Raw genomic sequence first — 25,619 nt, forward strand, 5'->3', positions numbered from 1 at the left:
TTTTCGACAAGCCAGCTCCTACAGGGGGGCGTGTTTAAAACGCGATGGAGGTTTGCACGTACACCGTACGTGGTTCGCCCACATATTTGCCCTTGTTGTTATCGTCGAACGAGCGGGTGTAGTACTGCTTGTTGAAGATGTTTTTCACGCCGACCGCCACGTTCAAATCCGACAGCTGCGGACCGAAGTCGTACGCCGCGCGGCTGCTGAACAGCATGTAGCCGGGGATGCGTCCGGTGCTGCCGTCGGCACTTTCGGCCACGGTGTTGGCGTTGTCGGCGAACTGGCTGCTCTGGTAGCTGCTGTCCAGGTTGAGCTTCCAGCGGCCTTCGGTGTAGCCCACGCCGAGGGTGCCTTTGTGCTTGGACGAGAAGGGCACGCGGTTGCCTTTGTTCGGGCCGTCTTCGCGGATGGTCGCATCGACATAGGCATAGGTGGCATACACATCAAACCCCGCCAGCGCCGGGCTCAACCCGTCGAGGGCGTAGTTGACGCTCGACTCGATGCCCTGGTGACGGGTTTCGCCACGGGCAATCACTGAGTCGTTGGTCTGGTTGCTGTCGTACTGGTTATCGAAGTTGATCAGGAACGCGCCGATTTCCGCACGCAGGGTGCCGTTGTCATAGCGCGTGCCGAGTTCCCAGGTGCGGGCTTTTTCCGGCTTCACTTCGCCGCTGGTCACACGGTTGGGCATCTGGCTGTACTGCACGCTGCCGAACGAGCCTTCGGTGTTGGCGTAGAGGTTCCAGTCGTCGGTGAGGTGGTAGAGCACGTTCAGCGCCGGCAGCGCGGTGTTGTAGTCGCCCTTGTATTTGACGTTTGTCAGGTTGTTGGTCTGCTGGGACTCGATCATCTCGTAGCGCACGCCCGGGGTGATGGTCCACTTGCCGATGTCGATGCGGTCATCGACGAAAAACGCGTTGGCTTCGGTGGCGCCACGGGTGTCGCGGTCGTTGCGGCTGTTGGTGTTGGGCAGTTGCTGGTTGGCGCTGATCGGCGTGCGGTAGCGCAATTCATGGCCGGCTTCGTTGATGTAGCGGTAGCCCACACCCACTTCGTGGCTGGTGGGGCCAAGGTCGAAGCCCTGGGCAAAGCGGGTTTCAAGGCCGCGTACCCAGTACTCGCGCGGCGACAGCGACAGGAAGGTGCCCTGGTCCAGGTAGCCGTTGCGCAGTGTGGTGGTGAAGAAGGTGTTGGCGGTGAATTCGCGGCGGTCTTCCTGGTAGCGGTAGCCGGCGTTGAACATGGTGCGACGGCCCCAGAATTTGTCGTAGGGGCGGGTGGACTGATACGGATCGGCCTTGTAGTCCTTGACGTTCAAACCGCCGGGCATATCGGCCTGGCCCTCGTAGTACTGCGCCATGGCGTTGAAACTGTTGGCGTCGTCGAGCTGGTATTTGCCCTTGAGGATCAGGTCGTCGATGCGCGTGTTGCTGTTTTCCCGCCAGTCGCCGCCACGGGTGCCCGAGTAAAGGATCGCACCACCGAGGCCGTTGTCGGCAGTGCCGCCGGCGAGCAGGTTGCCAGTGGTCTTGAAGCCGTCGTGGCTGGACGACGGGCTGGTCTCGGTCTGCAAACCACCTTTGACGGTCGGTGCATCGGGGATCGCCCGGGTCACGAAGTTGACGATGCCCCCGACGTTCTGAGGGCCATAGCGCACGGCGCCACCGCCGCGTACGACATCGACGGCGTCCATGTTGCCCATGCTGATCGGCGCGAACGACAACTGCGGCTGGCCGTACGGCGCGAAAGGCACCGGAATACCGTCCATCAATACCGTAGAGCGCGACGCCAGGCGCGGGTTGAGGCCGCGAATGCCGAAGTTCAGCGCCATGTCGTGGCTGCCGGTGCCGTTGTTTTCCGGGGCGTTGACGCCGGGGATACGGTTGAGCACATCGCGGGCCTGGGTGGCGCCCTGGCGTTCGAATGCTTCGCGGCGGATCACGTCACGGGCACCGGGGTGTTCGAATACGTTGGTCTGCTGCGCGTCGCCGAGCCAGTCGCCCACCACGTTGGAGGTTTGCAGTTCCAGCGTGGAAGGGGCGCTGGCCGGTTGCAGGCTGTAGGCATTGTTGCCCTCGGCGCGGGCTTGCAGGCCAGTGCCTTCCAGCAGTTTCTGCAGGCCTTCGGCGGCGCTGTAGTTGCCAGACAGCCCGCGACTTTGCAGGCCGGCCGTCACTTCGGAGCCGAACGAAATCAATACGCCAGCCTCACGCCCGAATTGATTGAGTGCCGCTTCCAACGATGCCGGAGCAATGTGATAGGGCTTGGCATCCGCCGCCATCACCTGAGGAATCACCGTAAGACTGAGGCTGGCGCCCAGTAGGAGTTGGCGCAAGGTACGGGTGAGAAGCGTCGGTTGCTGGGGCATGAAGAGCGGTCCTGAGAAGGAAGGATCAAGGTGGCTTTCCTTCTCTGTCACGCGAGGTGTGGAAAACGGCTCACGGTGTTGCACACTAATTTCAGACCCGTGCCTGCACCGTCACCCAGTAGCGGGTGAAACGCCGCACGTTGACGGGCAGGCTGACTTCCAGCAGGTCGAGGATGCGCTCGCTGTCGTCCAGCGGGTAGCTGCCGGAGAGCAGCAAGTTGGCCACCTGCGGGTCACAGTTGAGTTGGCCACGGCGATAGCGGCCCAGTTCGGCGAGGAAATCCTCCAGGCGCATGTGCGCGGCCACGAGCATGCCGTCGGCCCAGGCGCCGCTGTTGGCGTCGATAGGGCGCGGGGTGTCCCATCCCTTGCGTGTGAAATTGACCTGACGCGACGCCTCGACCGTCAGCGGCAGGCCGCTGTAGCGGTTGGGCATCACGTCGACGTGGCCGTCGAGCACGGCCAGTTGGGTGTGATCGTTGAACTGGCGCACGTTCCAGCGTGCGGCTTGGCTGCTGAGCAAGCCCTGGCCGGACAGCACCTGCAGCGGCGTAGTGCCGGCCTTGGCGGTCAGCAGGATTTCGCCTTCCAGCAGGCGGATCAAGCGTTGCTGGCCATCGAAATGCACATCCACGGCGCTGCCGGTGTTGAGTTGCAATTGACTGCCATCGGCCAGCTGCACTTTGCGCCGCTGGCCCACGGGGCTGCGGTAGTCGGCGGTGAGCGGCGGCAGGATATGTTGCTGGCGCAGGCTCCAGGCCGCGGCCGACCCGGCGCCGAGGATCAGCAGCAACTTCAGGGCCTGGCGTCGGCTGCTGGACTTCGGTGCGTTCAAGGCGGCGTGCGCCAGGGGTGAGGGCATGCCGCGCAGGCGTTGGTTGACGCGTTGGATGTGGTCCCAGGCGCGCTGGTGTTCGCTGTGGGCGTCCAACCATTGTTGCCAGGCGGCCTGCTGGCGCGGGTTGAGCGCGCCTTGCTGCATTTCCATCAGCCAGTGCACGGCTTGCTCGGCGACTTGGGTGGAGAAATTCATAGGGCAAAGTAGCAGCGCATGGCCGCTTTATTCAGGTGGCGCTTGACCGTGGCAATGGAGATGCCCAGTTCCGCGCCGATTTGTGCGTAGGTCAGGCCGTCGAGCTGGGCCAGCAGGAACGCGCGTTTGACCTGCACGGGCAGGCCATCGAGCAGTTGGTCCAGTTCCAGCAATGTTTGCAGGATGATCGCGCGGTCTTCTTCCGAAGGGGCGACCTGCTCGGGCATCTGCGCCAGGGCGTCGAGGTAGGCGCGTTCCAGGTCCTGGCGGCGGTAGAAGTTGAACAGCACGCGTTTGGCGACGGTGGTGAGGAAGGCACGCGGTTCGATCAGCGCCGGGGTTTCCCGTGCGGTGAGCACGCGTATGAAGGTGTCCTGGGCCAGGTCGGCCGCGCTTTCCGGGCAGCCGAGCTTGCGCCGCAACCAGCCGGTGAGCCAGTGGTGATGGTCGTGGTACAGGACTTCGACGGTGTTGGACGGCTGCAACGCAATCACTCCACAAGCATCGGCATGCTTTAGAGAACAAGAATTGTTCGCATTGTAGGGCGCGCGATACGGTTCGGCAATCCGTGGCGGCGGGTGATTCATCCGTTCTATTTTGCTTATGAGAATATTTATCATTAATATTGCGCGCTGATGAATCTGGCGCTTCCCGCATGAAAAGCAAAACCTCATTGCCCGTTGTTTACCGTCTGGCCGTAACGTCCCGCGTGCTGGCCGCCGTGGTGGGCGGCTACCTGATGGCATCCCTGGCCAGCATCTGCCTGGCGCTCTGGATGCCAACGTCCCGCGCCGACGCGGTGATCACCGGGATGATGAGTTCATTTGTGTTCTACCTGCTGGCCGTGCTCTGGTGTTTCGCCTGCCGTACGGCGTGGCGTGCATGGGCGGGGGTGATGGTGCCGAGTGCGTTGTTCGCGACCCTGGCTGGCGTGGGTTTCTGGATGGCACGCACATGAAAGAGGGTTTTCGACAGGCAATGGCCTGGCTGCACACCTGGGCCGGCTTGATCTTCGGTTGGTTGCTGTTCGCGATTTTCCTGACGGGCACCCTGTCGTACTTCAACGATGAAATCAGCCACTGGATGCAGCCCGAAGTGCAGGCCCATCCGCTGGATGATGCGCGCAGCCTTGCCGCCGCCCAAGCCTACCTGCAACAACAGGCACCGAGTGCCGCACGCTGGTTCATCACCCTGCCAGACAGCCGTGACCCCGGCCTGTCGGTGATGTGGCAAGACAAGATCGACCCCGGCAAGCGCGGCAACTTCATCCAGAAAACCCTCGACCCCGTCACCGGCCAAGCGGTCCAGGCCCGGGAAAGCATGGGTGGCGAATTCTTCTACCGTTTCCACTTCCAACTGCAGATGCCCCACCCCTGGGGGCGCTGGCTGTCGACCACCGCGGCGATGGTGATGCTGGTCGCATTGATCACCGGCATCATCACCCACAAGAAAATTTTCAAGGACTTCTTCACCTTCCGCCCCCGCAAGGGCCAGCGCTCCTGGCTCGACGGGCATAACGCGGTGGGCGTGCTGGTGCTGCCCTTTCATTTGATGATCACCTACAGCAGCCTGGTGATTTTCATGAGCCTGGTGATGCCGGCGCCCATCGCCGCCTCCTATGGCAACGACACCCGTGCGTTCTTCAATGACGTATTTCCGGCCACCAACAACGCGCCGGCGCTGGGCCAACCGGGCCGCTTGCTGCCCTTGGGGCCGATGTACGAACAGGCGCGGACACAGTGGGCGGGCGGGCATGTGGGCCGCTTGACGATCAACAACCCGGGCGATGTGAACGCCTCGGTCAATGTGTTCCGCGCCGGTTCCGATCGCGTGGTGCATGATTTCGGCAGCACGGTGTCGTTCAACGGCACCACCGGCGAGCTGTTGCGGGTCAGTGGCGAACAATCGCTGCCGGCTGCGATCAGCGGCAGTTTCTACGGCCTGCACATGGGCCATTTCGCCGGCCCGGTGCTGCGCTGGTTGTACTTTATCTGTGGCCTGGCGGGCACGGCGATGATCGGCACGGGGCTGGTGATCTGGCTCGGCAAGCGCCAGCTCAAGCATGTCAAAAGTGGTGTGATGCCATTCGAGCTGCGGCTGGTGGAGGTCCTGAATATCGCCAGCATGTCGGGGCTGATGATCGCCATCGCGGCGTTTTTCTGGGCCAACCGCTTGTTGCCGATCGGCCTCTCCGCACGCTCCGATTGGGAAGTGCAGACCTTTTTCATCGCTTGGGGCCTTAGCCTGTTGCACGCCGTGTTGCGCCGAGGTCGCCAGGGTTGGGTTGAACAGTTGAGCCTCGGTGCGCTGTTGTTCGTGTCGATACCGCTGCTCAACGCGCTGACCACCTCGCAACACCTGGGCGTGTCACTGGCCAGGGGCGACTGGGCCATGGCCGGGTTCGACCTGACGTGTTTCGCCAGCGGCGTGTTCCTCACCTGGGCCGCCTGGAAGATGCAGCACCGCACGGCACCGCAGCCCAAGGCGGTGCGCGCGGGCTCGTTGACACTAGAGCAGGAGGTGAACTGAATGCTGCTCGCCTTCCTGCTGTGCTACGCCGGGTTTACCGCGTTATGCCTGGCCACTGACCGCCACCATGGCGAACTGTTGCACAGCAAACCCATGCCCGGCCGGCGTTTGGGGTTGCGTGTGGCGGGGTGGTCGCTGTTGGCCGTGGCCATCTGGCCGGCCGTCGCCGCCACTGGCTGGGGCCAGGGCCTGGTGGAGTGGTGCGCGGTGTTGATGCTCAGCGCACTGTTATTGGTGTTGCTGTTGCCGTACCGGCCAAGGCTGGCCTTGATCCTGGCGGGTGTTGGCTTGCTGGCCAGCCCGGTTGCGGCCTTCGCCATACTCTGAGCCTTCCATGATGATCAGCACGCCACCGGAATCCCCAGACAGCCAGCACCCGGATGCGGCCGGTGGACGTGCGCATTTTTTGCAGGTGTTCTTGTCCCAGCGCTCGCAGATGGAAGCGCTGGTCAGCCGACGCGTGGGGTGCCGCGCCACGGCGGCCGACCTGGTGCAGGACCTGTTCCTGCGCTTCTGGCGCCGACCGCTGGTGCAGGTCGAGGAACTCAGCACCTACCTGTTGCGTTGCGCGGGCAACATCGCCATCGATCACCTGCGCAGCGAAGGCGCCCGGGTGCGTAGCAGCGAAGGTTGGCTTCCGGAACAACAGGACAACCAGGGCTCCGAGCCCCAGGCCGCACTCGAAGCCGGCAATGACTTGCGCCATGTCGAGGCCGCCCTGCGCAGCTTGCCCGAGCGCACCCGGCAGATCTTCCTGCTCAACCGCATTCACGGGCGTAAATACGCCGAAATCGCCAAGGCCATGGGGGTGTCCCAAAGCGCTGTGGAAAAACATATGATGCGTGCCCTCGAAGCCTGCAAAGCCAGCCTTCGCGAACCATCACCCCCACGCACGCCAGGGAAAGCACCGTGAACGTCACTCCCACGCCCGCCCAGGAACAAGCCGCACTGGCTTGGCTGAGCCTGTTGCATGACCAGCCCAGCAGTGGCGACCAGGCCACGTTCAGCCGTTGGCTGCGCGCCGACCCTGCGCATGTCGAGGCCTACTCCCAGGCGCAGGTGTTGTGGGAGTTGAGTGAAGTGCCGGCGCGCAGGCTGGCGGACGAAGAGGCATTGGCGTTGCAGGGGTACCTCAATGCGATGAACACCTCGAAGCGCTCGCGGGCGATGCGCTGGTCCGGCGCTTTGGCGATGGCCGCCTGCCTGCTGTTGATGGTGTCCATGGGCGCCGGCTGGCAGCCGTCGCGCTGGGTCGATGACTTCGGCGCGGACTACGTGACGGCGCCAGGTGAAATCAAAACCGTCACGCTGGCCGACCAATCCCAAGTGACGCTTGATGCCGACAGTGCCATTGCCGTGGATTTCAGCCATGGCGAGCGGCATATCCAGCTGCGTCGCGGCGCAGGCTTTTTCAGCGTGACACACACGGGGCAATCGTTTGTGGTGGGGGCAGGCAGTGGCGAAGCGCGGGTGCTGGGCACACAGTTCGAAGTGCGCCTGCAGCCGGCAGGCGCCGAGGTGACGGTATTGTCCGGACGGGTAGGTGTGACGCCATCCAAGGCGGGCCAGCAGCAAGTTCTCACGGCCGGCCAGCAAGTGGCCTACGCCGACGGTATCGCCGAGCCCCTGCACGCGGTCGACAGCGAATCACGCCTGGCCTGGCGCGACGGCTGGCTCAACTACTATAAAGCGCCGCTGGCGGACGTGGTCAAGGACTTGGGCCGTTATTACCCGGGCCGCATCCTGTTGCTGAACGACGACATGGCCGCCAAGCGCGTCAGTGGCAGCTTCCCCAGCAAAGACCCGCAGGCGGTGTTGAACGCGTTGCAGGCAGTGTTGGGGTTTGAACAGCACCATGTGCTGGGGCGGATGATCGTGCTGCGTTAGAGGCTGTAGGAGCTGGCTCACCGGCGATAGTGTCACCGCGGTCTGCCTGACAGACCGAGGTGTCTGCATCGCAGGCAAGCCAGCTCCCACACAAGCCAGATTCCAGGCAAACCAGCATTCACACAAGCCAGCTCCCATAAGGTGTGGGTTATTTCAGTGCTGCCATGATCGCGTCAGGGTTGTAGTCGCGAATCAGCGTGCCGTTCACACTCACAAACGGAATCCCGCCGCCGCCCAGCGCCTCATACGCTTTGCGCGCCTGGGCGTCTTTCTCGATATCGACGGCCTGGTACGGAATGCCTTTCTGGTCCAGAAAGCGGCGGATCTGCTTGCAGTAGCCACACCACTCGGTGGCATAGAGCGTCACGCGTGCCGAAGCGCGCACGTGCTCTGAAACCACCTGTGAGGGGTTGAACACCCGCTCGATCTTGCCCCAGTTTTCGAACACCACCACCACGAGCAATACCAGCAGGACTTTCTTGAAGACTCCGCCCAGCATCAGTTGCGGCGCTTGAGCTGGTCGGTCAGCTGAGTCGGCAGGCCCTTGATGATCAAGGTGCCAGCGGCTTCGTCGTACTCGATCTTGTCGCCCAGCAAATGCGCTTCAAAACTGATGGACAGGCCTTCGGCGCGGCCGGTGAAGCGGCGGAACTGGTTGAGGGTGCGCTTATCCGCCGGGATTTCCGGCGAAAGGCCGTAGTCCTTGTTACGGATATGGTCGTAGAACGCCTTAGGCCGATCTTCATCGATCAAGCCCGACAATTCTTCCAGGCCCATGGGCTCGCCGAGCTTGGCCTGACTGCTGGCGTAATCGACCAGGGTCTTGGTTTTTTCGCGGGCGGACTCGTCCGGCAGGTCTTCGCTTTCAACGAAGTCGCTGAAGGCCTTGAGCAGGGTACGGGTCTCGCCCGGGCCGTCGACGCCTTCCTGGCAGCCGATGAAGTCACGGAAGTACTCCGAGACCTTCTTGCCGTTCTTGCCCTTGATGAACGAGATGTACTGCTTGGACTGCTTGTTGTTCTGCCACTCGGACACGTTGATCCGTGCCGCCAGGTGCAGCTGACCGAGGTCCAGGTGGCGCGAGGGGGTCACGTCCAGCTCGTCGGTCACCGCCACGCCTTCGCTGTGGTGCAGCAGGGCGATGGCCAGGTAGTCGGTCATGCCTTGCTGGTAGTGGGCAAACAGCACGTGGCCGCCGGTGGAGAGGTTGGACTCCTCCATCAGCTTTTGCAGGTGCTCGACCGCCGTGCGGCTGAAGGTGGTGAAGTCCTGCCCGCCGTCAAAGTATTCCTTCAACCAGCCGCTGAACGGGTGCGCGCCGGACTCGGCATGGAAGAAACCCCAGGCCTTGCCTTGTTTGGCGTTGTAGCTCTCGTTGAGGTCGGCAAGCATGTTCTCGATGGCGGCAGATTCAGACAGCTCTGAATCGCGGGCATGCAGAACTGCAGGTGTGCCGTCGGGTTTTTTGTCGATCAGGTGGACGATGCAATGACGGATCGGCATGGGCTTCTCGGCTGGTTGAAGGGGAGCGGTTGGCCTCCCCGAAAAGTCGCCCAGTGTACCGCACCCATTGGTCAAGACACGCTTCGAAGGACATTTTGGACGCTCTCCGACGGGGCATATTCCTTTTTTTCACGGTTTAGAGCGATAAAGCTGACCAAATGGGTAGGTAGAAGCGGATATTTCCCCGTCTCTGTGCTAGTTTTGCCCCGTCTTACGCCAAGTCTCGGCGTTAAGCGTGCATTCAGCATCTGTCAGGTCGAACCAATCCCCGTTTCAAGCATCTATAACCCCGATCTCCGTGGTTATAGCCGGGGGTGCCAGGCCATGACGGTCGGGCTCGACGGCTGACACTGCACTCTGCAATCCATATGAATTTGATAGGGAAGGAACACCACAATGGCTATTACTAAAGACCAACTGATCGCTGACCTGGCTGAAGCTGTAGACGCACCGAAAACCACCGTGCGTGCTCTGCTGGACCAACTGAGCCAAGTTGTTGCTGATCAGCTGGAAAACGGCGGCGAAATCACTCTGCCAGGCGTTGGCAAACTGAAAGTGACCGAGCGTCCTGCCCGTACTGGCCGTAACCCTTCGACTGGCGCTGCCATCGAAATCGCTGCCAAGAAAGTTATCAAGCTGGTTGTGGCCAAAGGCCTGACCGACGCTGTTAACAAGTAAGACGCAGCAAAAAAAACCGTGCTCCGGAGCGATCCGGGCACGGTTTTTTGTTGCCTGTGATTTGGTTTATCGCACCCAGCGCTGGCGCCAGATCAACTGTTCGTTCTTGGTCTGGAAGGTCCAGGCGACGAAACGGCTTTGTTTCTGGCCCTGGGACATTTCCACCACCTGGCTTTCCAGCGCACCGGCCTTTTTCAGCGCGGTTTCAATGGCGGGCAGGTTGGAGGCTTTCGAGACCAGTGTGCTGAACCACAGCACCCGATGGGCGACCTTGGCGCTTTCGGCGATCAACTGCGTCACAAACCGCGCTTCACCGCCTTCACACCACAGCTCGGCCGATTGGCCGCCAAAGTTCAGCACCGGCAATTTACGCTTCGGATCGGCCTTGCCCAGGGCACGCCATTTGCGTTCGCTGCCCTTGGTAGCCTCTTCCATGGACGCATGGAAGGGCGGATTGCACATGGTCAGGTCAAATGACTCGCCAGTCTCCAGCAAGCCCAGCAGGATCTGCTTGGGGTTGGTCTGCTGGCGCAGCTGGATGACCTTGCTCAAGTCATTGGATTGCACGATGGCCTTGGCGGCGGCCACCGCGATAGGGTCGACCTCCGAGCCCAGGAAGTTCCAGCGGTATTCCATGTAGCCAATCAGCGGGTAGACGCAGTTGGCGCCCATGCCGATGTCCAGCACCTTGACGATAGAGCCGCGCGGGATCTTGCCGTCGTTGTTGCTGGCCAACAGGTCGGCGAGGAAATGCACATAGTCTGCACGCCCCGGCACCGGTGGGCACAGGTAGTCGGCCGGGATGTCCCAGTGCTGGATCCCGTAGAAGGACTTGAGCAGCGCCCGGTTGAACACGCGCACTGCATCGGGGCTGGCGAAGTCGATGCTTTCCTTGCCGTACGGGTTGATGATCACGAATTTCGCCAGTTCAGGCGTGGTCTTGATCAGCGCCGGGAAGTCGTAACGGCCCGTGTGACGGTTGCGCGGGTGCAGGGTGGCCTCTTTGCGTGGCGCGACGGGCTTTGCCGTGGCAGCGGTTTTAGGCTTCTTGCGCGGAGGTTTTGGCGTGCTGGGGGCGGTCATGATGATTCTGGTGTTGGCTCAAAGTGGGGGGCATTGTCACACATCTTGGACCCAACCCGGTCAACTGTGGGAGCTGGCTTGCCTGCGATACAGGCGACTCGGTTAATCAACCTGACCGCGTCGATGCCTTCGCAGGCAAGCCAGCTCCCACATTGATCGAGGGTGTTCAGATGGAGAGGGGGGGGCAAGGCATAAAAAAAGAGACCCGAAGGTCTCTTTTTTTACACAGGTTTCAGCTTACAGGCTGGAAATCCGCGCATGTTGCTCCGCCAGCTTGCCCAGGGCCTGTTCAGCCTCGGCCAGTTTGGCGCGTTCTTTCTCGATCACTTCTGCCGGTGCCTTGTCGACAAATGCCGCGTTGGACAGCTTGCCGCCCACCCGTTGCACTTCGCCTTGCAGGCGCGCGATTTCCTTGTCGAGACGGGCCAGTTCCGCACCCTTGTCGATCAGGCCGGCCATCGGCACCAGCACTTCCATGTCGCCAACCAGTGCGGTAGCAGACAACGGCGCTTCGGCATCAGCGGCCAATACTGTGATGGATTCGAGCTTCGCCAACTTCTTGAGCAGAGCATCGTTCTCGGTGAGACGACGCTGATCTTCAGCACTGGCGTTCTTCACGAACACCGCCAGGGGCTTGCCCGGGCCGATGTTCATCTCGGCGCGGATGTTGCGCGTGCCGAGCATCAGGGTCTTGAGCCATTCGATATCGCTTTCGGCCGCCTCATCGATACGTGCTTCGTTGGCCACTGGCCAAGGCTGCAGCATGATGGTCTTGCCTTCGATACCGGCCAGCGGCGCGAGGCGCTGCCAGATTTCTTCGGTGATGAACGGCATGAACGGGTGTGCCAAACGCAGCGCCACTTCTAATACGCGTACCAGGGTGCGGCGAGTGCCGCGTTGGCGTTCGATCGGCGCGTTCTCGTCCCACAGCACCGGCTTGGACAGTTCCAGGTACCAGTCGCAATACTGGTTCCAGATGAACTCGTACAGGGCCTGTGCGGCCAGGTCGAAACGGAACTGGTCGAGCTGGCGGGTCACTTCGGCTTCGGTGCGTTGCAGCTGCGAGATGATCCAGCGATCCGCCAGGCTCAGTTCGACGGCTTCGCCGTTCTGGCCGCAGTCTTCGCCCTTGTCCAGCACATAGCGCGCCGCGTTCCAGATCTTGTTGCAGAAGTTGCGATAGCCTTCGACGCGGCCCATGTCGAACTTGATGTCACGACCGGTGGACGCCAGCGAGCAGAAGGTGAAGCGCAGGGCGTCGGTGCCGTAGCTGGCGATGCCGTCGGCGAACTCGTCGCGGGTCTGCTTCTCGATCTTCTTCGCCAGTTTCGGCTGCATCAGGCCCGAGGTGCGTTTTTGCACCAGGGTTTCCAGGTCGATGCCGTCGATGATGTCCAGCGGGTCCAGTACGTTGCCCTTGGACTTGGACATCTTCTGGCCCTGGCCATCCCGCACCAGGCCGTGCACGTACACGGTCTTGAACGGAACCTGCGGGGTCCCATCTTCGTTCTTCACCAAGTGCATGGTCAGCATGATCATCCGGGCAACCCAGAAGAAAATGATGTCGAAGCCGGTGACCAGTACGTCGGTGGAGTGGAATTTCTTGAGGAATTCGGTCTGCTGCGGCCAACCCAGGGTGGAGAACGTCCACAGGCCCGAGCTGAACCAGGTGTCCAGTACGTCGTTGTCCTGCTGCAGCGCAACGTCGGCACCGAGGTTGTGCTTGGCGCGCACTTCGGCTTCGTCGCGGCCTACATAGACCTTGCCCGACTCGTCGTACCAGGCCGGAATGCGGTGGCCCCACCACAGTTGACGGCTGATGCACCAGTCCTGGATGTCACGCATCCACGAGAAGTACATGTTTTCGTACTGCTTGGGCACGAACTGGATGCGGCCGTCTTCCACGGCGGCGATGGCAGGTTCTGCCAACGGCTTGGTGGACACGTACCACTGGTCGGTCAGCCACGGCTCGATCACGGTACCGGAACGGTCGCCCTTCGGCACTTTCAGGCCGTGGTCGTCCACGCTCACCAGCAGGCCGGCAGCATCAAAGGCCGCGACGATCTGCTTGCGTGCTTCGAAACGGTCGAGGCCGGCGTATTCGGCCGGGATCTTGCCGTCGATGCTCTCGTTCAGCGTGCCGTCCAGGTTGAAGACCTGGCAGGCCGGCAATACGGCGGCGTTTTTATCGAAGATGTTCAGCAGCGGCAGGTTGTGGCGCTTGCCGACTTCGTAGTCGTTGAAATCGTGGGCCGGGGTGATTTTCACACAGCCGGTGCCGAATTCAGGGTCGCAGTAGTCGTCCGCGATGATCGGGATGCGGCGGCCAACCAAGGGCAGCTCGACGAACTTGCCAATCAGCGCCTGGTAGCGCTCGTCGTTCGGGTTAACCGCGACGGCGGCGTCGCCGAGCATGGTTTCCGGACGGGTGGTGGCGACGATCAGGTAATCATTGCCTTCAGCGGTCTTGGCGCCGTCGGCCAGCGGGTACTTGAGGTTCCACAGGAAACCCTTCTCGTCGTGGTTTTCCACTTCGAGATCGGAAATTGCCGTGTGCAACTTGGTGTCCCAGTTCACCAGACGCTTGCCGCGGTAGATCAGGCCGTCTTCATGCAGGCGCACGAAGGCTTCTTTTACGGCTTCGGACAGGCCGTCGTCCATGGTGAAGCGCTCGCGGCTCCAGTCGACGGACGAACCCAGGCGACGGATCTGACGGCTGATGTTGCCGCCGGACTGGTCTTTCCATTCCCAGATCTTTTCCAGGAATTTTTCGCGACCCAGGTCGTGGCGGCTCTGGCCGGTGGCTTCGAGTTGGCGTTCCACCAGCATCTGGGTGGCAATACCGGCGTGGTCGGTGCCTGGCTGCCACAGGGTGTTGCGGCCCTGCATGCGGCGGAAACGGATCAACGCATCCATGATCGCATTGTTGAAGCCATGGCCCATGTGCAGGCTGCCAGTGACGTTCGGTGGCGGAATCATGATGGTGTAGGAATCGCCCGCGCCTTGCGGGGCGAAATAATTCTCGGATTCCCAGGTGTTGTACCAGGAAGTTTCGATGGCGTGCGGCTGGTAGGTCTTATCCATGCGCGGCGGGACCCTAGTTGGCATTTATTCAGGAAAGCCGGCAAGTATAACGGGGCAGGGCGTGGAGGGCGAGTTGAAGACGGCCTGAAGGTCGATGCAAACCAATGTGGGAGCTGGCTTGCCTGCGATAGCTATCTGTCAGTCAACTCATCAGTGCCTGATACACCGCTATCGCAGGCAAGCCAGCTCCCACAGGAGATCTGTCCATCTCAGGACTGGTATTGGCTGAGCAATCGCTCCATCCGCGCATCCATCCGGCGTTTGATCTCCGCCTCGATATGCGGGGCAAAGTCGTCGATCACGTCCTGCATGATCAGTTGCGCGGCGGCGCGCAGTTCGTTGTCCAGGTGCAGCAGCAGGGCGTCAGGCGCTTTTTCAGCGGCGGCAGGCGCAGGTTCGGCAGCGGGAGCCTCAGCAACTGGTTCGGGTGTCACGGGCTTGCCGCCGACCATGTCGAACAGCAGCGGAATCTGTACCTCGCCTTCGACCGATTCGGTCAACAGCGGCGGTTGCAAGTCATCATCACCGAGCAACTGACGGATCGACTCCAGGTCGTCCAGCAGGTGGTCGTCTTTTTTTATAGGGTTGGGAGTGTCCATCGTTTACTCAAAGTCGTTGTAGCCGGTGATCCTGAAGAGGATAGCCCTGTTCACGGTAGAAACGGAAACTCTCCCGCGCGGCCTGACGAATAGCCGGATCTTCCACCACTACTTCGGCCACCCGGGCAAACGCCTTGGCAAAGGGCGGCACTTTCAGGTCCAGGTTGACCAGCAGGTCATGGTGATCGCCGCAACTGTCCCCTAAACCGAGGACAACCAGGCCGTCGGGTTCGGACTCGGCGGGGCCGTGGGGCACGAAGCTCTCGCCCTTGAAACGCCATAGGCGGGCGTCCAGTTCGTCGCGTTGGGCGGCATCGCTGCAGTGCAGGTAGATACGGTGGCCCATGCGCCAGGCTTTTTCGGTGAGTTTGCAGGCAAAGTCCAGGCGCGCAAGCGGGTCGGCGCTGGGCAATATATAGAAGTCGACTTGGGTCATTACATTTCCTGGGCTTACGCATACCCCCTCGTAGGAGCCCGGCTTGCCGGCGATGGCGTCTTTGAAAACGTGCGCGAAGCGTCCCCAATAGCTGGGGACTGCTTCGCAGTCCAACGGGAGCAAGCTCCCTCGCCACAACAAGCCGGGCCCTACAAGGGTGTTGCGGTTAGGCCTTGGCGCGATCCAGCAGGTACTGGGTCAGCAGGGGAACCGGACGGCCAGTGGCGCCCTTGTCCTTGCCGCCGCTGGTCCAGGCCGTGCCGGCGATGTCCAGGTGCGCCCAGTTGAAGTTCTTGGCGAAGCGCGACAGGAAGCAGGCTGCGGTGATGGTGCCGGCTTTCGGGCCGCCGATGTTGGCGATGTCGGCGAACGGGCTGTCCAGCTGTTCCTGGTACTCATCGAACAGCGGCAGTTGCCAGGCGCGGTCGTCGGCTGCTTTGCCGGCGCTGAGCAGTTGCTCGATCAGTTCGTCGCTGTTGCCCAGCAGGCCCGAGGTGTGGGAACCCAGGGCCACGATGCAGGCACCGGTCAGGGTGGCGATGTCGATCACGGCCTGCGGCTTGAAGCGCTCGGCGTAGGTCAGGGCGTCGCAGAGCACCAAACGGCCTTCGGCGTCGGTGTTGAGGATTTCGACGGTCTGGCCGCTCAGGGTGGTGACGATGTCGCCCGGACGGGTCGCGCCGCCGCTCGGCATGTTCTCAGCGCAGGCCAGGATGCACACCAGGTTGATCGGCAGCTTGAGCTCCAGCACGGCACGCAGGGTGCCGAACACGCTGGCGGCGCCGCCCATGTCGTACTTCATTTCGTCCATGCCCAGGCCCGGCTTGAGGCTGATGCCGCCGGTGTCGAAGGTGATGCCTTTGCCGACCAGGGCGTAAGGCTTCTCGGACTTCTTGCCGCCGTTGTATTGCATCACGATCAGGCGTGGCGGCTGGTCGCTGCCCTGGCCCACGGCATAGAACGAGCCCATGCCCAGTTCCTTGATCTTCTTCTCGTCCAGCACTTCGACCTTCAGGCCCTTGAACTCTTTGCCCAGCGCCTTGGCCTGTTCGCCGAGGAAGGTGGGGTGGCAGATGTTCGGTGGCAGGTTGCCCAGGTCCCGGGTAAACGACATGCCCTTGGCAATGGCGGTAGCGTGGGTCACGGCGCGTTCGACTTCAGCCTGGGCAGCCTTGATGGTCAGCAGGGTGATTTTTTTCAGGGCGCGAGGTTCGGCCTTGGTGCTCTTGAATTGGTCGAAGATATAGCCGCCATCCACCAGGCTTTCAGCCAGCAGGCGGGTCTTGCCATAGCTGTCACGGCCTTTGACCACCACTTCATCCAGCGCCAAGGCCGCATCGGTGCCGCCCAGGCCTTTGAGGGTGGTGAGGATGCCGCTGACGATCTTGCGGAAAGGGCGGTCGCCCAGTTCGGCATCTTTGCCCACGCCCACCAGCAGCACGCGGTCGGCCTTGAGGTTGGGCAGGCTTTGCAGCAGCAGGCTCTGGCCCACTTTGCCGGCCAGGTCGCCGCGCTTGAGGACCGCGCTGATGGCGCCGCCGCTCAGTTCATCCAGTTGCTTGGCGGCGACGCCGAGTTTGCGGCCTTCGCCGACAGCGACCACGAGGGTGGCGGTTTTCAACGTTTCGGGGCTAACGCTTTTTACAACCAATTCCATTTTCGGGTCCCTTATAAAGGTCTGAGAGCCTGGCGTTTGTACGCAGGCTTTAAAGCATGGCAGCTGTGTAAACCGCCAGCGACAAAGGCCGCAGTTTGAACCTCGCCAGCGGAGCCTGACAACCCTTGCCAGCAGCTTTGTGTACGCGCATGAGGTTGCGCAGTGACAGGCGCGGCCAATCACAGGATAATGCGCCATCTTTTTAGCCGGCCCGTGTAAATGGGCTGACTGGTATGCTTGCTTGTTTGGCCGCCTTAGCCTGACAACCCTGGAGTGTCTGGTTTGATCGTCTTCCGTTATCTGTCCCGCGAAGTCCTGTTGACCCTGAGTGCCGTGAGTGCGGTATTGCTGGTCATCACCATGAGTGGTCGTTTCGTCAAGTTCCTTGCCCAGGCTGCCTCGGGCGCCCTGGATCCGGGCTCGTTGTTCCTGATCATGGGCTTCCGCCTGCCGGGCTTCCTGCAACTTATCCTGCCGCTTGGCCTGTTTCTCGGCATCTTGCTGGCTTATGGCCGGTTGTACCTTGAAAGCGAGATGACCGTGCTTTCCGCCACCGGCATGAGCCAGCAGCGTTTGCTGGCCATGACCATGGTGCCGGCCGCCGGCGTTGCGCTGGTGGTGGCCTGGCTGAGCATGAGCCTGGCGCCTCAAGGGGCCATGCAGTTCCAGTTGCTGCTGAACAAGCAGGACGCCATGACCGAGTTCGACACCCTGGAACCAGGGCGTTTCCAGGCGCTCAATGACGGCACGCGAGTGACCTACACGGAAACCATGACAGAAGACCGCGCCAACCTGGGCGGCGTGTTCATCTCCCAGAAAAACCTGGGGCAGAACCAGAAAGACCGTGGCATTTCCATTCTGGTGGCCGACACCGGCCGCCAGGAAGTACGCCCTGACGGCAGCCGTTACCTGATCCTGGAAAATGGCTACCGCTATGACGGCAGCCCTGGCCTGGCGGACTATCGTGCAATCAAGTACGACACCTATGGCGTGATGCTCGCCAAGCCCGATGTCAGTGACGAAGTGACCGACCGCGATGCGCTGCCGACCTCGTCGCTGTTCGGCAGTCAGGAACTGCGCTCCATTGCCGAACTGCAGTGGCGTCTGTCCCTGCCGTTGCTGGTGTTCATTGTCACACTGATGGCCGTGCCGCTGTCGCGCGTCAACCCGCGCCAGGGCCGTTTCCTCAAGCTGCTGCCGGCGATCCTGCTGTACATGGCCTACCTCACCATCCTGATTTCCGCCCGTGGTTCCCTGGAGAAAGGCAAGCTGTCGCCGGTCCTGGGCCTGTGGTGGGTGCACGGGATTTTCCTGGCGATCGGCCTGGGGTTGCTCTACTGGGAGCCTATTCGTTTGAAAATGAAGAGCCGTCGTGGCCTGAAGGAGCTGGCTCGTGGCTAAGCTAGATCGCTACATTGGTAGCAGCGTACTGATCGCCATCCTGGCGGTATTGGGCATCATCCTCGGCCTGGCTTCGTTGTTCGCCTTTATTGATGAAGTTGGCAACGTCACCAATACCTACACGGTCATGGACGTGCTGGGCTTCGTGGCGCTCACTGCCCCGCGTCGCCTCTACGACATGATGCCGATGGCCGCGTTGATCGGTTGCCTGATCGGTCTGGGCAGCCTGGCCAGCAGCAGCGAACTGACCATCATGCGCGCAGCCGGTGTTTCCATCGGCCGCATCGTCTGGGCGGTGATGAAACCCATGCTGCTGCTGATGGCCTGCAGCGTGCTGATCGGCGAGTACGTGGCACCGCCCTCCGAAGCTGCAGCCCAGGCCAACCGAGCCCTGGCACAGGGTTCGGGCGATGCGCAAAGCTCCAAGCACGGCCTGTGGCACCGCCAGGGTGATGAGTTCATCCACATCAACGCCGTGCAACCGGGCGGCCTGTTGATTGGTGTGACGCGCTACACCTTCGACAAAGAGCGTCACATGTTGTCGTCCAGCTTCGCCAAGCGTGCGCAGTACAGTGATCAAAAGTGGCAGCTGACCGACGTCACCACCACTTACTTCCGCAATATCGGCCAGGGCATCAAGGCCAGCACCGAAGTCATCAGCGTGCCGAGCGAGGCGTGGGATATCGCGCTTAAGCCGGAACTTCTGAATACGGTAGTGATGATCCCGGAAAGCCTGCCGATCTCCGGGCTTTGGGGGTACATCCACTACCTGAAGGACCAGGGCCTGAACAACGGCCGCTACTGGCTGGCATTCTGGGTAAAAGTCTTGCAGCCGGTGGTAACCGCTGCGCTGGTGTTGATGGCCATCTCGTTCATCTTCGGCCCGCTGCGCTCCGTGACCCTGGGGCAGCGTGTGTTCACCGGCGTGCTGGTAGGTTTCACCTTCCGCATTGCCCAGGACCTGCTCGGCCCCTCGAGCCTGGTGTTTGGCTTCTCGCCGCTGTTTGCGGTGCTGGTGCCCACCACTATTTGCGCCCTGGCCGGGTTCTGGTTGTTGCGCCGGGCCGGTTGATACCGCGCTTATGTTCAAAAAATGCCCCAGTCGAGAGACCGGGGCATTTTTGTTCTGGTCAGCAAAGATGACGTCTGGCCAGAGCATCAGGTACAATTCCCGGCTATTTTTCAGCGGGCAATCTGCCTGCAGCCTTTTTGAGTGTTGATCCGTGAGTGATTTGAGTCATATCCGCAATTTCTCCATCATCGCCCACATTGACCATGGCAAGTCGACGCTGGCCGATCGATTCATCCAGATGTGCGGCGGCCTTGCCGAGCGTGAAATGGAAGCCCAGGTACTGGATTCCATGGACCTCGAACGCGAGCGCGGGATCACCATCAAGGCCCACAGCGTTACGCTGTACTACAAAGCCAAAGACGGCATCACCTACCAGCTGAACTTCATTGATACCCCGGGCCACGTCGACTTCACCTACGAAGTCAGCCGTTCCCTGGCGGCCTGTGAAGGTGCCTTGCTGGTGGTTGACGCAGGCCAGGGCGTTGAAGCGCAATCGGTTGCCAACTGCTACACCGCGATCGAGCAGGGCCTGGAAGTCATGCCCGTGCTGAACAAGATCGACCTGCCACAGGCCGAGCCCGAGCGCGTCAAGGAAGAGATCGAGAAGATCATCGGCATCGACGCCACCGACGCCGTCACCTGCAGCGCCAAGACCGGCCTGGGTGTCGACGAAGTGCTCGAACGCCTGGTGCACACCATTCCTGCGCCCACCGGCAACTACGACGATCCGCTGCAAGCGTTGATCATCGACTCCTGGTTCGACAACTACCTGGGCGTTGTCTCCCTGGTACGCGTGCGCCACGGCCGTGTGAAGAAGGGCGACAAGATCCTGGTGAAATCCACCGGCAAGATCCACCTGGTGGACAGCGTCGGTGTGTTCAACCCCAAGCACACCGCTACCGTTGATCTGAAAGCCGGTGAAGTAGGCTTCATCATCGCCGGCATCAAGGACATTCACGGTGCACCGGTGGGTGACACCCTGACCTTGAGCTCCACGCCCGACGTCGACGTGCTGCCAGGTTTCAAGCGCATCCAGCCACAGGTCTACGCCGGCCTGTTTCCGGTCAGCTCCGATGACTTCGAAGATTTCCGCGAAGCCCTGCAAAAGCTGACCCTCAACGACTCGTCGTTGCAGTACACCCCGGAAAGCTCCGACGCCCTGGGCTTCGGCTTCCGCTGCGGTTTCCTGGGCATGCTGCACATGGAAATCATCCAGGAGCGCCTCGAGCGCGAATACGACCTGGACCTGATCACCACCGCGCCAACGGTTATTTTCGAGCTGTTGCTGAAAACTGGTGAAACGATTTACGTCGACAACCCGTCCAAGCTCCCGGATCTCTCGGCCATCGACGACATGCGCGAGCCTATCGTGCGGGCCAATATCCTGGTGCCGCAGGAGCACCTGGGCAACGTCATCACCCTGTGCATCGAAAAGCGTGGCGTACAACGCGACATGCTGTTCCTCGGTACCCAGGTGCAAGTCACCTACGACATGCCGATGAACGAAGTGGTCCTGGACTTCTTCGACCGCCTCAAGTCCACCAGTCGCGGCTATGCTTCGCTGGATTACCATTTCGACCGGTACCAATCGGCTAATCTGGTGAAACTGGACGTGCTGATCAATGGCGACAAGGTCGATGCCCTGGCGCTGATCGTGCACAAGGACAACGCGCACTACAAAGGTCGCCAGTTGACCGAGAAGATGAAAGAACTGATTCCGCGCCAGATGTTCGACGTCGCGATCCAGGCCGCCATTGGCGGGCAGATCATTGCACGGACCTCCGTCAAGGCTCTCAGAAAGAACGTACTGGCCAAATGCTACGGCGGTGACGTAAGCCGTAAGCGCAAGCTGCTTGAGAAGCAAAAGGCCGGTAAAAAACGCATGAAGCAAGTAGGCAACGTGGAAGTTCCACAAGAAGCCTTCCTTGCGGTGCTCAGGTTGGATAGTTAGGTCCTATGTCACTAAATTTCCCGCTGTTGCTGGTCATCGCCGTTGCCGTTTGCGGTCTCCTGGCGTTGCTCGATCTGGTGTTCTTCGCCCCGCGTCGGCGGGCGGCTATCGCGTCCTATCAGGGCAGCGTCGGCCAGCCCGATGCCGTGGTGATCGAGAAACTGAACAAAGAGCCGCTGCTGGTTGAGTACGGCAAGTCGTTCTTCCCGGTGCTGTTCATCGTGCTGGTGTTGCGTTCGTTCCTGGTGGAGCCGTTCCAGATCCCTTCGGGGTCGATGAAGCCGACCCTGGACGTGGGCGACTTCATCCTGGTGAACAAGTTCTCCTACGGGATCCGTTTGCCGGTGATCGACAAGAAGGTCATCCAAGTGGGTGATCCGCAGCGTGGCGATGTGATGGTGTTCCGCTACCCAAGCGACCCGAACGTTAACTACATCAAGCGTGTGGTGGGCCTGCCGGGTGACGTGATCCGCTACACCAGCGACAAGCGCTTGTTCGTCAATGGCGAGTCGGTTGCCGAGAAATTGATCGGCGCCGAGCCGAACACCCTGGGCAGCGCTGAGCTGTACCTGGAAAAACTCGGTGCGGTGGAGCACGAAATCCGCAAGGAAATGAGCCGCTACCGCGCGATGCCGGATGGCGAGTGGAAAGTGCCAGCCGGGCACTACTTCATGATGGGCGACAACCGCGACAACTCCAACGACAGCCGCTACTGGGATGATCCCAACATTCCCAAGGACCTGCTGGGCATGGTCCCCGACGAGAACATCGTCGGCAAGGCCTTTGCGGTCTGGATGAGCTGGCCGGAACCCAAGCTCAGCCACCTGCCGAACTTCTCGCGGGTCGGGCTGATCAAGTAATACAAGCGGCGCTGTGAACACAGCGCCGAATGCTTTTCTGGGGCTGGGACAATTTTGTAGCCGGCCCCAAGCAGCACCAACCAGGATGTGAATTTGAACACTGCGTCAATCGTCGATGGCCGCCGGTGCCACCAACTAGATATGGATAAACCGTGACCGTTTCCCTAAGTCGTCTCGAGCGCCAGCTCGGCTACACCTTCAAGGACCAGGAATTGATGGTCCTTGCCCTCACACACCGCAGTTTTGCCGGGCGTAATAACGAGCGCCTGGAATTCCTCGGTGATGCCATCCTCAATTTCGTCGCCGGTGAAGCGCTGTTCGAGCGTTTCCCCCAAGCCCGTGAAGGCCAGCTGTCGCGCCTGCGCGCGCGCCTGGTGAAGGGCGAAACCCTGGCTGTGCTGGCCCGTGGCTTCGGCCTGGGCGAGTACCTGCGCCTGGGCTCCGGCGAATTGAAGAGCGGCGGTTTCCGTCGCGAGTCGATCCTGGCCGATGCCCTCGAAGCGCTGATCGGTGCGATCTACCTGGACGCAGGCATGGAAGCGGCCAAGGAGCGGGTCACCGCCTGGCTGACCTCCGAGATCGAAAGCCTCACGCTGGTCGACACCAACAAAGACCCCAAGACCCGCCTGCAGGAATTCCTGCAGTCCCGTGGTTGCGAACTGCCACGCTATGAAGTGGTGGATATCCAGGGTGAACCCCATTGCCGCGTGTTCTTCGTGGAATGTGAAATCACCTTACTGAACGAAAAAAGCCGAGGTCAGGGTGTGAGCCGTCGTATTGCCGAACAGGTAGCGGCCGCAGCAGCACTGATTGCCCTGGGCGTGGAGAATGGCCATGACTGATTCAACCGCAACACGCTGTGGCTATGTTGCCATCGTCGGCCGCCCGAACGTGGGCAAGTCCACGTTGCTCAACCACATCCTCGGCCAGAAGCTCGCGATCACTTCGCGCAAGCCCCAGACCACCCGCCACAACATGCTGGGCATCAAGACCGAAGGCAACGTGCAAGCGGTCTACGTCGACACCCCGGGCATGCACAAAGGCGGCGAGAAAGCCCTCAACCGCTACATGAACAAGACCGCTTCGGCGGCGTTGAAAGACGTCGACGTGGTGATCTTCGTGGTCGACCGCACCAAGTGGACCGATGAAGACCAGATGGTCCTGGAGCGCGTGCAGTACGTCACCGGCCCGCTGATCGTCGCGCTGAACAAGACCGACCGTATCGAAGACAAAGCCGAGCTGATGCCCCACCTGAGCTGGCTGCAGGAACAACTGCCGAACGCCCAGATCATCCCGATCTCGGCCCAGCACGGCCACAACCTGGATGCCCTGGAGCGCGTGATCGCCGAGCACCTGCCGGAGAACGAGCACTTCTTCCCGGAAGACCAGATCACCGACCGCAGCAGCCGTTTCCTCGCCGCCGAACTGGTGCGCGAGAAAATCATGCGCCAGATGGGTGCCGAGCTGCCGTACCAGATCACCGTCGAGATCGAAGAGTTCAAGCAGCAGGGCAAGACCTTGCACATCCATGCGCTGATCCTCGTCGAGCGCGATGGCCAGAAGAAAATCATCATTGGCGACAAGGGCGAGCGCATCAAGCGCATCGGCACCGAGGCGCGCAAGGACATGGAGCTGCTGTTCGACTCCAAGATCATGCTCAACCTGTGGGTGAAGGTGAAAGGCGGCTGGTCGGACGACGAGCGCGCACTGCGATCCCTGGGCTACGGCGACCTGTAAGCGCCCTTCGGTAACGCCGCAAGTCAAAATGTGGGAGCGGGCTTGCTCGCGAATACGGTTTATCAGTGATGAATGTATCGACTGACACTCCGCTTTCGCGAGCAAGCCCGCTCCCACATTGGATAGTCGCAGTTTTCAAGACCGTGCTTGTCAGCGAGAACCTAATGTCCCAATCCCCACCCCCCAGCCAACCCGCCTACGTCCTGCACAGCCGCGCCTACCGCGAGACCAGCGCCCTGGTGGATTTCCTGACGCCCCAAGGCCGCCTGCGCGCGGTGTTGCGCAGCGCACGGGGCAAGGCGGGCACATTGGCGCGGCCTTTCGTGGCGCTGGACGTGGAGTTTCGCGGCAAGGGCGAATTGAAAAACGTCGGCCGCATGGAAAGCGTCGGCACTTCCGCTTGGCTCAATGGCGAGGCGCTGTTCAGCGGCCTGTACCTCAACGAACTGCTGATTCGCCTGCTGCCGGCCGAAGACCCGCACCCGGCCGTGTTCGATCACTACGCTGCCACCCTGCTGGCCCTGGCCGAAGGTCGCCCTTTGGAGCCGCTGCTGCGCGCTTTCGAATGGCGCTTGCTCGACGACCTGGGCTACGGCTTTGAACTGGCCAACGACCTGCACGGCGAGCCCATCGCCGCCGATGGCATGTATCGCCTGCAAGTCGACGCGGGCTTGGAGCGGGTGTACCTGCTACAACCCGGCCTGTTCCAGGGCACCGAGTTGCTGGCCATGAGCGAAGCCGACTGGACCGCCCCCGGTGCCTTGTCCGCCGCCAAGCGCCTGATGCGCCAGGCCCTGGCCGTGCACTTGGGCGGACGGCCGCTGGTCAGTCGCGAGTTGTTTCGAAAGCCCTGACAACCCCGTGTATGCTGTGCGGCGTTTCTTTCCCTTTTCAGGAGCGCTTCCGTGACCACCAGCAATCGCATTCTTCTTGGCGTCAACATCGACCACGTCGCCACCCTGCGCCAGGCCCGGGGCACCCGTTACCCCGACCCGGTCAAGGCCGCGCTGGACGCCGAAGAAGCGGGCGCCGACGGCATCACCGTGCACCTGCGCGAAGACCGCCGCCACATCCAGGAGCGCGATGTGCTGGTGCTCAAGGATGTGCTGCAAACCCGCATGAACTTCGAGATGGGTGTGACCGAAGAGATGATGCAGTTCGCCGAACGCATCCGCCCAGCGCACATCTGCCTGGTGCCCGAAACCCGCCAGGAACTGACCACCGAAGGCGGCCTCGACGTGGCCGGCCAAGAGGCGCGGATCAAGGCGGCTGTTGAGCGCCTGTCGAAGCTGGGCAGCGAAGTCTCGCTGTTCATCGACGCCGACGAGCGCCAGATCGAAGCCTCCCGCCGTGTCGGCGCGCCGGCCATCGAACTGCACACCGGCCGTTACGCCGATGCCACCACGCCCACCGAAGTGGCGGACGAGCTGCAACGCATCATTGATGGTGTGAGCTGCGGTCTCAAGGAAGGCCTGATCGTCAACGCCGGCCATGGCCTGCATTACCACAACGTCGAAGCGGTGGCGGCGATCAACGGCATCAACGAACTGAACATCGGCCATGCGCTGGTGGCTCATGCGCTGTTCGTCGGTTTCAAAGGCGCCGTGGCCGAGATGAAGGCGCTGATCCTGGGCGCCGCTGCCAAGCACTAATTAACAGCACAATCTCCTGTGGGAATGGGCTTGTGTGGGAGCGGGCTTGCTCGCGAATACGGTGTGTCAGTCGATTCATGTATGGC

At 61.5% G+C, this 25,619-nt stretch carries 24 protein-coding genes; 14 read left to right on the forward strand and 10 right to left on the reverse strand.

The window, feature by feature from the left end; all coding sequences use genetic code 11:
- Positions 1 to 34: 34 nt before the first annotated feature.
- From fecA to ACVWVP_RS05485, 3 genes are all read right to left on the reverse strand, one after another.
- Positions 35 to 2,371, reverse strand: a complete 2,337-nt coding sequence (gene fecA / locus ACVWVP_RS05475) for a TonB-dependent Fe(3+) dicitrate receptor FecA (protein WP_457404638.1) — start codon at positions 2,369 to 2,371, stop codon at positions 35 to 37.
- Between the two features lie 91 nt (positions 2,372 to 2,462).
- Positions 2,463 to 3,404, reverse strand: coding sequence for a FecR domain-containing protein (locus ACVWVP_RS05480; RefSeq protein WP_178922906.1), 942 nt, complete (start codon positions 3,402 to 3,404; stop codon positions 2,463 to 2,465).
- The gene (locus ACVWVP_RS05485) at positions 3,401 to 3,889 is read right to left on the reverse strand and encodes a sigma-70 family RNA polymerase sigma factor (protein WP_178922908.1); all 489 of its coding nucleotides are present in this window, start codon (positions 3,887 to 3,889) and stop codon (positions 3,401 to 3,403) included. The genes ACVWVP_RS05480 and ACVWVP_RS05485 overlap by 4 nt, the downstream gene beginning before the upstream one ends.
- 170 nt (positions 3,890 to 4,059) lie before the next feature.
- Between ACVWVP_RS05485 and ACVWVP_RS05490 the strand changes: the two genes are divergently transcribed.
- Genes ACVWVP_RS05490 through ACVWVP_RS05510 form a run of 5 tightly spaced genes read left to right on the forward strand, consistent with a single transcriptional unit; the run spans position 4,060 to position 7,820 of the window.
- Positions 4,060 to 4,362: a DUF3649 domain-containing protein gene (locus ACVWVP_RS05490; protein WP_178922910.1), complete on the forward strand. Its 303-nt coding sequence runs from the start codon at positions 4,060 to 4,062 to the stop codon at positions 4,360 to 4,362.
- Entirely contained in the window at positions 4,359 to 5,933 is a 1,575-nt protein-coding gene (locus ACVWVP_RS05495) for a PepSY-associated TM helix domain-containing protein (RefSeq protein ID WP_178922912.1), read from the forward strand. The genes ACVWVP_RS05490 and ACVWVP_RS05495 overlap by 4 nt, the downstream gene beginning before the upstream one ends.
- A complete protein-coding gene (locus ACVWVP_RS05500) occupies positions 5,934 to 6,260 on the forward strand; it encodes a DUF3325 domain-containing protein (protein ID WP_457404641.1) in 327 nt (108 codons plus the stop codon). It begins immediately after the preceding gene.
- A gap of 7 nt (positions 6,261 to 6,267) precedes the next feature.
- Positions 6,268 to 6,846: an RNA polymerase sigma factor gene (locus tag ACVWVP_RS05505; RefSeq protein WP_372339931.1), complete on the forward strand. Its 579-nt coding sequence runs from the start codon at positions 6,268 to 6,270 to the stop codon at positions 6,844 to 6,846.
- On the forward strand, positions 6,843 to 7,820 hold the full coding sequence (locus ACVWVP_RS05510; protein ID WP_457404643.1) for a FecR family protein: 978 nt from the start codon (positions 6,843 to 6,845) through the stop codon (positions 7,818 to 7,820). Before ACVWVP_RS05505 ends, ACVWVP_RS05510 begins: the two co-directional genes overlap by 4 nt.
- 148 nt (positions 7,821 to 7,968) lie before the next feature.
- On the opposite strand, the gene ACVWVP_RS05515 is transcribed toward ACVWVP_RS05510, so the two are convergent.
- A complete protein-coding gene (locus ACVWVP_RS05515) occupies positions 7,969 to 8,319 on the reverse strand; it encodes a glutaredoxin family protein (protein ID WP_178922918.1) in 351 nt (116 codons plus the stop codon).
- On the reverse strand, positions 8,319 to 9,323 hold the full coding sequence (gene yejK / locus ACVWVP_RS05520) for a nucleoid-associated protein YejK (protein ID WP_003171997.1): 1,005 nt from the start codon (positions 9,321 to 9,323) through the stop codon (positions 8,319 to 8,321). Before yejK ends, ACVWVP_RS05515 begins: the two co-directional genes overlap by 1 nt.
- Positions 9,324 to 9,719: 396 nt before the next feature.
- Between yejK and ACVWVP_RS05525 the strand changes: the two genes are divergently transcribed.
- Positions 9,720 to 10,001: an HU family DNA-binding protein gene (locus tag ACVWVP_RS05525; RefSeq protein WP_003188840.1), complete on the forward strand. Its 282-nt coding sequence runs from the start codon at positions 9,720 to 9,722 to the stop codon at positions 9,999 to 10,001.
- Positions 10,002 to 10,067: 66 nt separating this feature from the next.
- Here ACVWVP_RS05525 and rlmF read toward each other — a convergent pair whose 3' ends face one another.
- The 5 genes from rlmF to ACVWVP_RS05550 all read right to left on the reverse strand — a co-directional run bounded on the left by rlmF (position 10,068) and on the right by ACVWVP_RS05550 (position 16,860).
- Positions 10,068 to 11,084: a 23S rRNA (adenine(1618)-N(6))-methyltransferase RlmF gene (gene rlmF, locus ACVWVP_RS05530; RefSeq protein WP_178922920.1), complete on the reverse strand. Its 1,017-nt coding sequence runs from the start codon at positions 11,082 to 11,084 to the stop codon at positions 10,068 to 10,070.
- A 237-nt stretch (positions 11,085 to 11,321) separates the two neighbouring features.
- Complete coding sequence (locus ACVWVP_RS05535; RefSeq protein ID WP_457404645.1) at positions 11,322 to 14,168, reverse strand: valine--tRNA ligase; 2,847 nt, start codon at positions 14,166 to 14,168, stop codon at positions 11,322 to 11,324.
- A 209-nt stretch (positions 14,169 to 14,377) separates the two neighbouring features.
- Entirely contained in the window at positions 14,378 to 14,767 is a 390-nt protein-coding gene (locus tag ACVWVP_RS05540; RefSeq protein WP_176994936.1) for a DNA polymerase III subunit chi, read from the reverse strand.
- 7 nt (positions 14,768 to 14,774) lie between these two features.
- On the reverse strand, positions 14,775 to 15,203 hold the full coding sequence (locus ACVWVP_RS05545; RefSeq protein WP_060754987.1) for a DNA polymerase III subunit chi: 429 nt from the start codon (positions 15,201 to 15,203) through the stop codon (positions 14,775 to 14,777).
- Positions 15,204 to 15,369: 166 nt separating this feature from the next.
- Positions 15,370 to 16,860: a leucyl aminopeptidase gene (locus ACVWVP_RS05550; RefSeq protein ID WP_178922924.1), complete on the reverse strand. Its 1,491-nt coding sequence runs from the start codon at positions 16,858 to 16,860 to the stop codon at positions 15,370 to 15,372.
- A gap of 282 nt (positions 16,861 to 17,142) precedes the next feature.
- On the opposite strand from ACVWVP_RS05550, the gene lptF reads away from it, so the two are divergent.
- The 8 genes from lptF (at position 17,143) to pdxJ (ending at position 25,533) form a co-directional block, all read left to right on the forward strand.
- Positions 17,143 to 18,261 (forward strand): LPS export ABC transporter permease LptF, encoded by a 1,119-nt coding sequence (gene lptF / locus ACVWVP_RS05555; protein ID WP_178922926.1) that lies wholly within the window; start codon positions 17,143 to 17,145, stop codon positions 18,259 to 18,261.
- Positions 18,254 to 19,333: an LPS export ABC transporter permease LptG gene (gene lptG, locus ACVWVP_RS05560; RefSeq protein ID WP_259171884.1), complete on the forward strand. Its 1,080-nt coding sequence runs from the start codon at positions 18,254 to 18,256 to the stop codon at positions 19,331 to 19,333. Before lptF ends, lptG begins: the two co-directional genes overlap by 8 nt.
- A gap of 151 nt (positions 19,334 to 19,484) precedes the next feature.
- Entirely contained in the window at positions 19,485 to 21,284 is a 1,800-nt protein-coding gene (gene lepA, locus ACVWVP_RS05565; protein WP_178922930.1) for a translation elongation factor 4, read from the forward strand.
- Between the two features lie 5 nt (positions 21,285 to 21,289).
- A complete protein-coding gene (gene lepB / locus ACVWVP_RS05570; protein WP_176994930.1) occupies positions 21,290 to 22,144 on the forward strand; it encodes a signal peptidase I in 855 nt (284 codons plus the stop codon).
- A 152-nt stretch (positions 22,145 to 22,296) separates the two neighbouring features.
- Positions 22,297 to 22,986, forward strand: coding sequence for a ribonuclease III (gene rnc, locus ACVWVP_RS05575; RefSeq protein ID WP_033902449.1), 690 nt, complete (start codon positions 22,297 to 22,299; stop codon positions 22,984 to 22,986).
- Entirely contained in the window at positions 22,979 to 23,881 is a 903-nt protein-coding gene (gene era, locus ACVWVP_RS05580; protein ID WP_016978271.1) for a GTPase Era, read from the forward strand. The genes rnc and era overlap by 8 nt, the downstream gene beginning before the upstream one ends.
- Positions 23,882 to 24,045: 164 nt before the next feature.
- The gene (gene recO / locus ACVWVP_RS05585; RefSeq protein WP_176994929.1) at positions 24,046 to 24,735 is read left to right on the forward strand and encodes a DNA repair protein RecO; all 690 of its coding nucleotides are present in this window, start codon (positions 24,046 to 24,048) and stop codon (positions 24,733 to 24,735) included.
- 51 nt (positions 24,736 to 24,786) lie between these two features.
- Positions 24,787 to 25,533 (forward strand): pyridoxine 5'-phosphate synthase, encoded by a 747-nt coding sequence (gene pdxJ / locus ACVWVP_RS05590; protein WP_457404648.1) that lies wholly within the window; start codon positions 24,787 to 24,789, stop codon positions 25,531 to 25,533.
- The last annotated feature ends 86 nt before the right edge of the window (positions 25,534 to 25,619 follow it).

The sequence above is a fragment of the Pseudomonas sp. TE24901 genome (assembly GCF_054058375.1).